Annotated in this window: 10 protein-coding genes; 7 read left to right on the forward strand and 3 right to left on the reverse strand. The window is 67.5% G+C overall.

The features are described 5' to 3' along the window. Positions 1–170: 170 nt before the first annotated feature. Both GOY17_RS06420 and GOY17_RS06425 read right to left on the reverse strand, forming a co-directional pair. The gene (locus tag GOY17_RS06420) at positions 171–1,019 is read right to left on the reverse strand and encodes an OmpA family protein (RefSeq protein WP_157029752.1); all 849 of its coding nucleotides are present in this window, start codon (positions 1,017–1,019) and stop codon (positions 171–173) included. Positions 1,020–1,100: 81 nt separating this feature from the next. Beyond that, on the reverse strand, positions 1,101–3,179 hold the full coding sequence (locus GOY17_RS06425) for a S8 family peptidase (RefSeq protein ID WP_157029753.1): 2,079 nt from the start codon (positions 3,177–3,179) through the stop codon (positions 1,101–1,103). 678 nt (positions 3,180–3,857) lie between these two features. On the opposite strand from GOY17_RS06425, the gene rplU reads away from it, so the two are divergent. The 3 genes from rplU (at position 3,858) to obgE (ending at position 5,769) form a co-directional block, all read left to right on the forward strand. After that, positions 3,858–4,166, forward strand: a complete 309-nt coding sequence (rplU, locus tag GOY17_RS06430; protein ID WP_115840784.1) for a 50S ribosomal protein L21 — start codon at positions 3,858–3,860, stop codon at positions 4,164–4,166. Positions 4,167–4,182: 16 nt separating this feature from the next. Further along, on the forward strand, positions 4,183–4,437 hold the full coding sequence (gene rpmA, locus GOY17_RS06435; protein WP_115840783.1) for a 50S ribosomal protein L27: 255 nt from the start codon (positions 4,183–4,185) through the stop codon (positions 4,435–4,437). Between the two features lie 246 nt (positions 4,438–4,683). After that, the gene (gene obgE, locus GOY17_RS06440; RefSeq protein ID WP_157029754.1) at positions 4,684–5,769 is read left to right on the forward strand and encodes a GTPase ObgE; all 1,086 of its coding nucleotides are present in this window, start codon (positions 4,684–4,686) and stop codon (positions 5,767–5,769) included. Positions 5,770–5,872: 103 nt separating this feature from the next. Here the strand turns inward: obgE and rpsT are convergent, their stop codons facing one another. Beyond that, positions 5,873–6,142 carry a 30S ribosomal protein S20 gene (gene rpsT, locus GOY17_RS06445; RefSeq protein ID WP_115840781.1) on the reverse strand — a complete coding sequence of 90 codons (270 nt, stop codon included), beginning with the start codon at positions 6,140–6,142 and terminating at the stop codon, positions 5,873–5,875. Positions 6,143–6,279: 137 nt separating this feature from the next. Between rpsT and murJ the strand changes: the two genes are divergently transcribed. From murJ to lspA, 4 genes are all read left to right on the forward strand, one after another. Next, complete coding sequence (gene murJ / locus GOY17_RS06450; protein ID WP_157031620.1) at positions 6,280–7,872, forward strand: murein biosynthesis integral membrane protein MurJ; 1,593 nt, start codon at positions 6,280–6,282, stop codon at positions 7,870–7,872. 54 nt (positions 7,873–7,926) lie between these two features. Further along, a complete protein-coding gene (locus tag GOY17_RS06455; protein ID WP_157029755.1) occupies positions 7,927–8,877 on the forward strand; it encodes a bifunctional riboflavin kinase/FAD synthetase in 951 nt (316 codons plus the stop codon). A 72-nt stretch (positions 8,878–8,949) separates the two neighbouring features. Further along, positions 8,950–11,763, forward strand: coding sequence for an isoleucine--tRNA ligase (ileS, locus tag GOY17_RS06460; RefSeq protein ID WP_232338589.1), 2,814 nt, complete (start codon positions 8,950–8,952; stop codon positions 11,761–11,763). Further along, on the forward strand, positions 11,763–12,269 hold the full coding sequence (lspA, locus tag GOY17_RS06465) for a signal peptidase II (protein ID WP_157029757.1): 507 nt from the start codon (positions 11,763–11,765) through the stop codon (positions 12,267–12,269). Before ileS ends, lspA begins: the two co-directional genes overlap by 1 nt. The last annotated feature ends 9 nt before the right edge of the window (positions 12,270–12,278 follow it).

Genomic DNA, 12,278 nt, shown 5'->3' on the forward strand with positions numbered 1-12,278 from the left:
AGATGGGGGCAAATGCCCGGATCCAAAGGCGCGCGAAATGCCGCGTGGAGCACGGTTCAGCGGGTTCCACGCGGGATTCCTGAACCTGCCGTCTCACTGGCTGAGACGGCGATTCCTCCACTGCGCGGCAGTGGAGGTGGCAGGAGTGAACTAGGCGCGGTCGCGCCCGCTTACAGCAACCGGAACGCCGCGGCTTCGCCGTTGCCGGACTGCGCGGTGGTTTCCAGCGCGGCGGGGCTGACGCCGTTGACGATCAGCTGGACCTTGATGGCCTCGGCGCGCTGCTGCGCGAGCGACGGATCGTCGGCGGCGGGGCCGGCAATCTGCAGCCGCGTGGCGTCGCCGGACGCCTGGATCACCTGCGCGGCCTTGCTGAGCAACGCCAGGCTGTCGGGCGCCACGCGCGCGCTGCCGGGCTCGAAGCGGATCGGCGTCTGCGTCACGGCCTCGTTGAGCGCCTTCACCAGCGGCGCGCCCGACGTTCCGGGCTTCACGGCCGCGAGTACGGCGGAAACCGCTTCGCCCTGCGCGCCATCGCCCACGCCCTGGAACAGACCCGTGTAGGCGTAGCCGGGATAGAGCAGCTCGGCGCGCGCGAGCAGGGCCTTGCGGTCGTCCTCGCTGGCGTGGCCGTGGAGCTCGATGCGGCGGCCTTCGAACGAGACGGCGGCGCCCGGCTGGTTGAAGGTCTTCAGGAATTCCGGCAGGCCGTCCTGCCAGGGCGCGGGCCGTGCGCCGGGATCGACCTTGAGGTCGCCGGAGACGCGGCCGTAGGCGCCACGAAGCGCGGTTTCGACGGACTGGCGCGCGGCATCGGTACCGACGACGCCGTCGTAGCGGACGGTGCCGTTGTTGTTCACGACATTGAGCGTGGCGTCGAACTGCGCCACTGGCGCGGCGGCCGTCGGCGTCGGCGCCTGGCTGGTCGGCGTGTCGCGATTGCAGGCGGACAGCGCGACGACGCCGGCCATCAGCATGACGGGGAGGAACACGACAGGAAAAGCACGAGCTGGCTTCATGGGCACTCCATCGCGGGGAAGGAAGGAGGGGCCCGGCGGACCGGGCCCTTCCTGTTTGCTGCATCGGTCGAACGCGATCGCTTACTTGTGCGAGGCGTAGTCGATCTCGACCGGGTCGGCGCATTCCTGCGTGCCGTTGTTGCACAGCTTGTAGCTCATCGTGCCGCTACCGATGATGCGGAACGTATCCGTCGCCGTGCCCTTGTTCTTCACGGTCTTGAGGATCGCGCCGTTGCGGTAGATGTCGATGTTCTTCTTGCCGTGCGTCCAGGTGAGCGTGACCTGCGTGCGATGGTTCGCCAGCCCGATCGCCTCGGCTTCCACCGAGCGCGGCCAGTTCGCATCCACGAAGCTCGGGTATAGCGACATGCCGGTGGCCTTGCTGAAGCCGCGGATCGTCACGTACCAGGTGCCGCCCTGCGGGGCCGGGAAGAAGCAGTTCTCGTTGTTGCCCGCGGTGTACGGACGGCAGTCGTACGCGGTGGTCGTCGGCTCTGCCGCGCGGCGCACGTACATGTCGGCATCGCCCGTGCCGCCGTACATCGCGAACAGCAGGTTCGACGCGCCGTTGGGCACCAGCAGCTGGTAGCGCACGGTGTCGTTGGCGAGCACTTCGATGCCGGTAACGGTGACGCCGTTCTGCAGTTCGGTGGCCGGCGGCGGTTCCGGAGCCGGCGGGACGTCCGGCGGCAGCGGTTCGTCGCCCTTGGCGACGGCGACCGCGTAGCGCGCGTCGATGATGCCGGCGCCGCACCAAAGGTTGTAGCTGCAGCCGCCGGCGAATCCGCCCGACGCGTACGCCGTGTTTTCCAGGATCTTCTTGATCTGGTCCGGCGTCTTCGGCGTGGCCGCGGCCGACTGCATCAGCGCGATCGTGCCCGCCACGTGCGGGGCGGACATCGAGGTGCCCGCGTACCACGCGTAGCCTTCGGCGCCCTGGCCCTGCGCGCCGAGGTTGAGCGTCGACAGGATGTTGTCCGCGGCCGGCACGACGCCCGAACCGCCCGGCGCGGCGACGTCGACGACGCTGCCGTAGTTGGAGAATTCCGAAAGCTCGCCGGTCGGACCGACGGACGCGACGGTGATGACGTCGTTGCAGCTCGCGGGCGAATAACCCGCCGCGTCGGCCGAGGAGTTGCCGGCCGATACCACGACCGTCGTGCCGCGCGCCTTCGCCGCGGTGTAGGCCGCCTGCTCGGCGACCGAGCACGCGCCGCTGCCGCCGAGGCTCAGGTTGATGACTTCGGCCGGCGTCGCATTGGCCGGAACGCCCGCCACCGTGCCGCCGGACGCCCAGGTCACCGCGTCGATGATGTCGGACTCGTAGCCGCCGCACTTGCCCAGCACGCGTACCGGCTGCACCTTCGCGCCGAACGCCACGCCGGCCACGCCCGCGTTGTTGTTCGTCGCCGCCGCGACCGTGCCGGCCACGTGCGTGCCGTGCCAGCTGCTGTCTTCGGGAATGCCGAAGATGTTGCATTCGCCGTCGTGCCAGTCGCCCGGATCGTTCGGATCCGCGTCGCGGCCGTCGCCGTCCACGCTCACTTCGGTATCGATGATGAAGTCGTAGCCCGGCACGGTCTGGCTATTGAGTTCCGAGTGCGGCGTGATGCCGGTATCGAGCACCGCGACCACGACGCCGTCGCCGGTTGACAGATCCCATGCCGGTTCGGCGTTGATGCCGCCGGGGCCGTTCTTGTAGTGCCACTGCTGCGCGTAGAGCGGATCGTTGGGCACCATCAGCGGCTTGCGCAGGCGATCGGGTTCGACCGCGAGCACATTCGGATCCTTCATCAGCTCCAGCATCAGCTGCTTGGTGGCGAGGCTGTCGAGCTTGCGGTCGGTGCGGATCAGCGAACTGCCGGTGGCCAGCGTGCGCATCGGCGCGATGCCGACGTTGAGGTTCTTCGCGGCGGTGGCGAACTGCGTGGTCGCGGCGGCGGCGCTCAGGCGCTTGGCGCCTTCGCGGTAGGTGACGATGAAGCGGTCGTACTTCTGCGGCTGTTCCTTCGCCGCCTTGGCGGCGGCCGGCGACAGCGTGGACACCTTGACCTTGTTGGCGACGGGCAACTTGCCGCCGGAGTACGCCGCGGGGGCGGCGATGAGCGCGGTGGCGACGGCGAGGGCGGTCCACTTGAGGGTGCGGGCTTTGCGAGTCATGACAACGTCCTTTGTTGGCTGCTGCTGCAGGAACCTCCGGCGCCTCCCCCTGTGCGACGCCGGTGCGAGTGCGCGACGGCGCTAACCGGAGCGCGACTGGGTGGAGGCTCGCGCAGCAACGCCGTCCGGCGTCGTGCGCGTGCCCGCATATAGGTGGGCGGAGCTGAAGCGATGCTGCGCACGCACGCTCACGGCGTCGGAGCGCGCGTCTGGATGCGTGCGACGTGTGGCGATCGGGGATGCTGAAGCGCGGGCGGGATCGCCCGTTGCTGTGGACGCGGTGGCGTCCTCGGAAGACATCAGGGCCTGCGACTGCACAGCGACTGTCCCCCCGGCCTGCGTGAACGCTGGCCCATCGAGTGTTGGCTGGGACATGGACGGGCCCTGAACCGCCATGTCGAAGCGACGTTAAGGGATGCCTGCACCGCGTGCAAGTGGTTGATAATGCTCACAAAATAAACACGATACTGAATGCGGGCAGGAGTGTGCCGCCCGTCGTGTTTCAGCGTTTCCAGCCGGAGGAGGAGGAGCGAGGTCACGCGTGTACCCCCCGCACCGAGTGCTTAACGCCCGAGCCGGGCCGACTTGCTCCAACTCGCTGAAAGCCCTAGAATTCCGCTTCTGTCCGCCCGTCACGGGTGCCGACAGCGACCAAAATAACTACAGAGGAATCTGGTCATGTACGCAGTTGTAGTCACCGGCGGTAAGCAATACCGCGTGATGCAGGGCGAAACCCTGCGCGTCGAGCTGCTCGATGTCGAAGTCGGCAGCGAGATCAAGCTGGACAACGTCCTGATGCTGGGCGGCAGCGATGGCGTGAAGGTTGGCGATGCCCTGAAGGGCGCGTCGGTCTCCGCCAAGGTCGTCGGCCACGGCCGCGCCGACAAGGTGCGCATCGTGAAGTTCCGTCGCCGCAAGCACCACCGCAAGCAGATGGGCCACCGTCAGCATTACACCGAAATCGAAATCACCGGCATTGCCGGCTAAGTAAGGAGAAGCAGCCATGGCACACAAAAAGGGCGTAGGTTCCACCCGTAACGGCCGCGACTCCAACCCGAAGTACCTGGGCGTGAAGATCTACGGCGGCCAGGCCATCGAGGCCGGCAACATCATCGTTCGCCAGCGCGGCACCCAGTTCCATCCGGGCGCCGGCGTCGGCCTGGGTCGCGACCACACGCTGTTCGCGCTGGTCGACGGCAAGGTCGAGTTCTCGACCAAGGGTCCGAAGAAGCGTCGCACCGTCAGCGTCGTCGAGTAATTCCTCGTCATACGCGAGTCCCTTCGCAAGAGCCCGCACATCCGTGTGCGGACTTTTCAAAAGGACAACGAGGAGCCCCGCTTCGGCGGGGCTTTTCGTTTTCAATGACGTGATTCGTGAGCTGGGATTCGTGATTCGCGCAGGCGAACGGATCTCCGGCCTGCCAGCGTTCCGCATTCCTTTAGACTGCAACGCGGCCGCGTTCTCACGAATCACCAACTCCGAATCACGAAACACGGCACTCCAATGAAACTCGTCGACGAAGCCGAAATCCAGGTCAGCGCAGGCAACGGCGGCAACGGCTGCGTCGGTTTCCGTCGCGAGAAGTTCATCCCGCTCGGCGGCCCCGATGGTGGCGACGGCGGCGACGGCGGCAGCGTCTGGCTGCTGGCCGACGAAAACCTCAACACACTCGTCGACTTCCGGCACCAGCGCCAGTTCCGCGCCAAGCGCGGCGAGAACGGCATGGGCCGTCAGATGTACGGCAAGGCCGGCGACGACCTGGTCATCACCGTGCCGGTCGGCACCGTGGTGATGAACGTCGAGACCGATGAAGTCATCGGCGACCTCACGCGCCACGGCGAACGCCTGCTGGTCGCGAAGGGCGGCAAGGGCGGCCTGGGCAACATGCACTTCAAGAGCTCGGTGAACCGCTCGCCGCGCAAGGCGCTGCCGGGCCTGCCAGGCGAGGAGCGCGTGCTCAAGCTCGAGCTCAAGCTGCTTGCCGACGTCGGCCTGCTGGGCTTTCCGAATGCCGGCAAGAGCACGCTGATCCGCGCGGTTTCCGCGGCAACCCCGAAGGTGGCGGACTATCCGTTCACCACGCTCTATCCGAACCTCGGCGTGGTCAGCGTCGAGCCGCATCGCAGCTTCGTCATCGCCGACATTCCCGGCCTGATCGAAGGCGCCGCGGAAGGCGCCGGCCTCGGCACGCAGTTCCTCAAGCATCTGCAGCGCACGCGCCTGCTGCTGCATCTGGTCGACATCGCGCCCGCGGGCGGCGTGTACGACGAGGGCGCGGAGGCGGGCGTGAGCCCGGCCGACCAGGTGCGGGCGATCGAGCGCGAACTGGAAAAGCACGATCCCGAGCTGCTCAACAAACCGCGCTGGCTGGTGCTCAACAAGGCCGACCTGCTGCTGGAGGAAGAGCAGCAGGCCGCCGTGAAGTCGATCATCGACGAACTGGGCTGGAAGGACCGCCACTACCTCGTCTCGGCCATCGGCCGCGAAGGCACCTGGCCGATCATGCTCGACGTCATGACCTTCTTCGATCGCCAGCGCGAAGCGGCGCTGGAAGCCGAGCGTGCAGGCGAGGGGCATGCAGCACCCTGAGGCCTTCGCGCAGGCAACAAAAAACCCGGCATCGGCCGGGTTTTTGTTTGCTGCCTGGAGTCCGTCGGGTGAAGCCGTGGACTCCCGTCCCCGTTCCGCCGTATCAGGCGGCCTTGAGCGCCTTGATGCGGGCGTTCAGGCGGGCCTTGTGGCGGGCAGCCTTGTTCTTGTGGATCAGGCCACGCGAGCTGAAGCGATCGAGGATCGGCTGCGCGACGGCGAAGGCGGACTCGGCGCCGGCGGCGTCGTTCTCGCCCAGGGCCTTGAGCACCTTCTTGACGGCGGTACGCAGCATCGAACGCTGGCTGGCGTTGCGGGCATTGCGGACCACGGTCTGCTTGGCGCGCTTCTTGGCGGACTTGATGTTGGCCACGGCGAATTCCTGGAAACTGGTAGTGAAAAGGGTCTGGGGACAATCAGACCAGAAAGTATGGAGGATTCAGTGGGTTGCGTCAACAACAACGCCGGCGGCCGCCGGACTCGTGGAGGGCGGGCTTGAGCGCGCCGAAGATGCTGAAAGGGCTGCTGTCGTTCAGCAGCATGACCATGGTCTCGCGCGTGCTGGGCTTGGTTCGCGACATCGCGATCAACCAGGCCTTCGGCGCCAATGCGGGCACCGACGCGTTCTGGGTCGCGTTCCGGATCCCAAACTTCATGCGGCGCCTGTTCGCCGAAGGTTCGTTCTCGACGGCGTTCGTGCCGGTCTTCACCGAGATCAAGGAAACCCGCCCGCATGCGGACCTGAAGGAACTCGTCGCCCGCGTGTCCGGCACGCTGGGCGGGATCCTGATGGTGCTGACCGCGCTGGGGCTGATCTTCACCCCGCAGATCGCGGCCGTCTTCAGCCCGGGCTCTCTCGACAACGCGCCAAAGTTCGGCCTGACCGTCGACCTGTTGCGCCTGACGTTCCCCTTCATCCTGTTCGTGTCGCTCACCGCGCTGGCGGGCGGGGCGCTCAACAGCTTCCACCGGTTCGGGCTGCCGGCCTTCACGCCGGTGATCCTCAACCTTTTCATGATCGCCGGCGCGCTGTGGCTCGCGCCGCACCTGGAAGTGCCGATCCTCGCGCTGGGCTGGGCCGTGCTGGCGGGCGGCATCGCACAGCTGGTCTTCCAGCTGCCGGCGCTGCGCAAGCTCGACCTGCTCACGCTGCCGAAGTGGGGCTGGAGGCATCCCGACGTGCGAAAGGTGATGCGCCTGATGGTGCCGACGCTGTTCGGCTCGTCGGTGGCGCAGATCAACCTGCTGCTGGATACGGTGATCGCCTCGTTGCTGTTCGTCGGTTCGCAGACGTGGCTCTCGCAGGCCGACCGTTTCCTCGAACTGCCGTTGGGCGTGTTCGGCGTCGCGCTGGGCACGGTGATCCTGCCGGCGCTGTCGCGGCACCACGTCAAGACCGATACCGAAGGGTTTTCGAAGGCGCTGGACTGGGGCCTGCGGACCACGCTGCTGATCGCGATGCCGGCGATGCTCGGCCTGATGTTCCTGGCCGAACCGCTGGTAGCCACGCTGTTCCAGCGCGGCAAGTTCACCGCGTTCGACACGCAGATGGCGGCGATGTCGGTGTTCGGCCTGAGCTTCGGCCTGCCAGCCTTCGCGCTGGTGAAGATCGTGCTGCCGGCGTTCTACGCGCGGCAGGACACGCGGACGCCGGTGCGCGCGGGCATCGCCTCGCTGATCGCGAACATGGTGCTCAACGTGCTGTTCCTGTGGGTGCTGTACCTGCTGTGGACCACGCCGGAAGTGCGCGCCAAGGGCGTGTTCGCCGCGCTCGAGCAGACGCCCGGCCTGCACCTGGCGCTGGGTTTCGCCAGTGCCGCGGCGAGCTACCTCAATCTCGCGCTGCTGTGGCACTGGCTGCGCAAGGCGGGCGTGTACGAACGCCAGCCCGGCTGGTTGCGTTACCTGATGCGCCTGCTCGTGGCGTGCGTGGCGATGTCTGCCGCGCTGTGGGTGGGGCTGCAATGGGCGCCGGCGTTCACGCAGATCGGCCAGCTGGCGCGCGTCGGGTATCTCGCCGTGCTGGTCGGCGGTGGCGGGATGGTCTATCTCGTCGCGCTGCTGGCGCTCGGCTTCCGTCCGCGCGACCTGCGCGAACACTGAGTGGACCGTACGGTGAGCCTTGGAGATGGACCTGGCCGGCTATACTTCGGACCGATGAGCAGGCTGTTTCGTGACGTCGAAGGCGGGCCCCGATGCCCGCACGGCAGTGTGGTCTGCATCGGCGCATTCGACGGCCTGCACCTGGGCCACCAGGCGCTGGTGCGCCACGCGCTCGCCCGCGCGCGCGCGCTCGACGTGCCCTGCGTGGTGCTGAGTTTCGAGCCGCTGCCGCGTGAGTTCTTCGCGCCCAACGACCCGCCGCCGCGCCTGATGCTGCCGCGGACCAAGGCCGGGCGCCTGTTCGAAATGGGCGTCGACCAGCTCGGTTTGCTGCGTTTCGATCGCCGGCTGTGTTCCCTCACCGCCGAGGAGTTCGCGCACCAGGTGCTGGTGCACCGCTTGAATGCGCGCGAGGTCTGGGTCGGTCCGGAATTCCGTTTCGGCAAGGCGCGTGGTGGCGACATCGGCGTGCTGAAGGCGGTGGGGCAGGCGCACGGGTTCGTCGCCGGCGAGATCGAGCCGGTGCAGGTCGATGGCGAGCGTGTATCCGCCACGCGTATCCGCCAGGCGCTGCGCGAGGGCGATTTCACGACGGCCGAACGCTTCCTCGGCCGGGCGTACGCCATTGCAGGCCACGTCGTGCAGGGCAAGCAGCTCGGCCGCACGCTGGGCTTTCCGACCGCGAACCTCCGCTTCGGTGGTCGCACGCCGGCGTTGTCGGGCATCTACGCCACGTGGGTGCATGGCGTGGGCGATGCACCGCGCGCGTCGGTGTCGAGCCTGGGCACGCGGCCGACGGTGGACGGCGTGGAGCCGCTGCTGGAGGCGCACCTTTTCGATTTCGATGGCGACCTGTACGGGCGCCGCATCGAAGTCGAGTTCGTCGCGAAGCTGCGCGATGAACTGAAGTTTTCCGATCTGCCGGCCTTGACCGCGCAGATGCACCGCGATGCTGCGGAAGCACGCGAGATCCTTTCGAAAGAACAACACCACGCCTTCGCCTGAGCGCCGCTTGTGACCGCCCAAGATCCCAACCAGTACAAAGCCACCCTGCACCTGCCCGCGACGGAATTCCCGATGCGCGGCGACCTGCCCAAGCGCGAGCCCGAAACCCTGGCGCGCTGGGAGGCCGACGGCCTGTACGCGCAGATTCGCGAGAAGGTCGGCAAGCGCGAGCGCAGCTTCGTGCTGCACGACGGCCCGCCGTACGCCAACGGCGCGATCCACATCGGCCACGCGGTCAACAAGGTCCTCAAGGACCTGGTGGTGAAGTCCAAGCTGATGGCCGGCTATGACGCGCCGTACGTGCCGGGCTGGGACTGCCACGGCCTGCCGATCGAACACCAGGTCGAGAAGAAGTTCGGCAAGGTCGGCGAGAAGCTCGACGCCGCGCAGTTCCGCCAGAAGTGCCGCGAATACGCGAGCGAGCAGATCGACCTGCAGCGCCGCGACTTCAAGCGCCTGGGCGTGATCGGCGACTGGGAAAACCCGTACCGCACGATGGATTTCCGCTACGAGGCCGACATCGTTCGCTCGCTGGCGAAGATCGTCGAGCGCGGTCACCTGGTGCGTGGCGCGAAGCCGGTGCACTGGTGCTTCGATTGCGGCTCGGCGCTCGCCGAAGCCGAGATCGAATACGCCGACAAGCAGTCCTGGGCGATCGACGTCGCCTACGACGCGCGCGATCCGCAGAAGCTCGCCGCGCTTTTCGGCGCCGACGTGGGTGGTGACGTCCGCGTGGCGATGCCGATCTGGACCACCACGCCGTGGACGCTGCCGGCGAGCCTGGCGATCAGCGTCGGCCCAGAACTCGACTACGTGCTGGTCGAAGGGCCGCGCCTGCCCGACGGCGGCCGTCGCCTGCTCGTGCTCGCCGAAGCGCTCGCCGGCAAGGCGCTGTCGCGCTATGGCGTCGAGGAGGTCGCGATCCTCGGCCGCGCGCTGGGCCGCGACCTCGAAGGCGCGCGCATGCAGCATCCGTTCTATGCCGAGCGTGACATCCCGGTGCTCGTGGGCGACCACGTGTCGGCCGAGGACGGCACCGGCATGGTCCACACCGCGCCGGGCCACGGCCCGGACGACTACACGATCGGCCTGAAGTACGGCCTCACCGACAAGTACACCGCCGCGCAGATCAACCCGGTCGACGCGAAGGGCCTGTACCTGCCGACCACGCCGCCGGCCGACGGCGTCGTGCTCGCCGGCCTGCACCTGTGGAAGGCGAACGACATCCTGGTCGATGTCGTCCGCGCCAGCGGCCACCTGCTGGCCGCGCACAAGCTCACGCACAGTTACCCGCATTGCTGGCGCCACAAGACGCCAGTGATCTTCCGCGCCACGCCGCAGTGGTTCATCTCGATGGAGCAGGCCAACCTGCGCCGCGATGCGCTGAGCGAGATCGGCAAGGTCGCCTGGGTGCCCGAGTGGGGCGAGGCGCGCATCTACAACATGATCGAAGGGCGCCCGGATTGGACGATCTCGCGCCAGCGCTACTGGGGCGTGCCGATCGCGCTCTTCTTCCATCGGGAAACGGGTGAGATCCACCCACGTTCGCCCGAGCTGATGCGCAAGGTCGCCGAGAAGGTCGAGCAAGCCGGCGCCGACGCGTGGTACGCGATGACCGCCGAGGAACTGCTGGGCGATGAAGCCTCGCAGTACGAGAAGGTCACCGACATCCTCGACGTCTGGTTCGACTCCGGCGTGAGCCACGAGTGCGTGCTCGCACAGCGTCCGCAGGACGGCCTGTACAAGCCGGCGGATCTCTACCTGGAAGGCTCCGACCAGCATCGCGGCTGGTTCCACTCCTCGCTGCTCACCGGCGTGGCGATGGACGGCGTCGCGCCGTACCGCCAGGTGCTGACGCACGGTTTCACCGTGGACGAGCAGGGCAAGAAGATGTCCAAGTCGCTCGGCAACACCGTCGAGCCGCAGAAGGTCATCAACGCGATGGGCGCCGACGTGCTGCGCCTGTGGATCGCCTCCACCGACTACCGCAACGAGATGTCGGTGTCGGACAACATCCTCAAGCGCACCTCCGACGTCTATCGCCGCATCCGCAACACGGCGCGCTTCCTGCTGGCGAACCTCAACGGCTTCGAGCCGGCGACGCACCTGCGTCCGCTGGAGGACATGGTCGCGCTCGACCGCTGGATCGTGCATCGCGCCGCCGAGCTGCAGGACCGCATCGCCAGCGCGTACGAGCGCTACGACTTCGCCGAGATCGTGCAGGCGCTGTCGAACTTCTGCTCCGTCGACCTGGGATCGCTGTACCTAGACGTCACCAAGGACCGCCTCTACACGATGCCGGAAGACTCGCGCGGCCGCCGTTCGGCGCAGAGCGCGATGTACCGCATCGCCGAGGCGTTCGTGCGCTGGATCGCGCCGATCCTGGCGTTCACCGCCGACGAGATGTGGCGCCATCTGCCGGCCGTCACCGAGCACGGCCCGCGCGAGGACAACGTCCTGTTCGTCACCTGGTACGACGGACTGGCGCTGCTGCCGGAAGACGCGGCGCTGTCGGCGGAGGATTTCGACCGTCTGCTCGCGCTGCGCGAGGAAGTCAGCAAGACGCTTGAGCCGATGCGCGCCGCCGGCGAGATCGGCGCGGCGCTGGAAGCCGAAATCAGCCTGAAGGCAGGCGTCGCCGACCAGAACTGGCTGGCGCCGTTCGCCGACGAGCTGCGTTTCCTGTTCATCAGCGGTGACGTGGAAGTCGTCGCCGACGACGGCATCAAGGACATTGCCGTGCTCGCGACGCCGACGACGAAGACCAAGTGCGTGCGTTGCTGGCAGTACCGGGCCGACATCGGCAGCGATGAGGCGCATCCGCAGCTGTGCGGCCGCTGCGTGACCAACCTCGCCGGCGACGGCGAACACCGGGAGTGGTTCTGATGGCGCCGGTTCGTCCCAACGCGTTGCCGTGGCTGGCCGTTTCGGTCGCGGTCATCGTGCTCGACCAGCTCACCAAGATGTGGGTGCTGGGTTCGCTCCCGGAGTACACGGCGATCCCGGTGATCGACGGCTTCTGGAACTGGTACCGCACCTACAACACGGGCGCGGCCTTCAGTTTCCTCAGCGACGCCGGCGGCTGGCAGAAGTACTTCTTCGTCGTGCTGGCGGTGGCGATCAGCGGCCTGCTGGGCTGGTGGCTGGCCCGCACGCCGCGCGGCGACTGGAAGAGCGCGCTGCCGTACGCGCTGGTGATCGGCGGTGCGCTGGGCAACGTCATCGACCGCCTGATGCACGGGCACGTCGTGGACTTCATCCAGTGGTACTGGCGCGACCATTACTGGCCGGCGTTCAACGTCGCCGACTCGGCGATCGTCGCAGGCGCCATCGGCATCGCGCTGTTCGGGCTGTTCAGCAAGCCCGCGGCGACCGTCGCCCAGCGCCGGTAGAATAAGTCT

Source organism: Lysobacter soli, from assembly GCF_009755585.1.
Lineage (GTDB): Bacteria > Pseudomonadota > Gammaproteobacteria > Xanthomonadales > Xanthomonadaceae > Lysobacter_J > Lysobacter_J soli.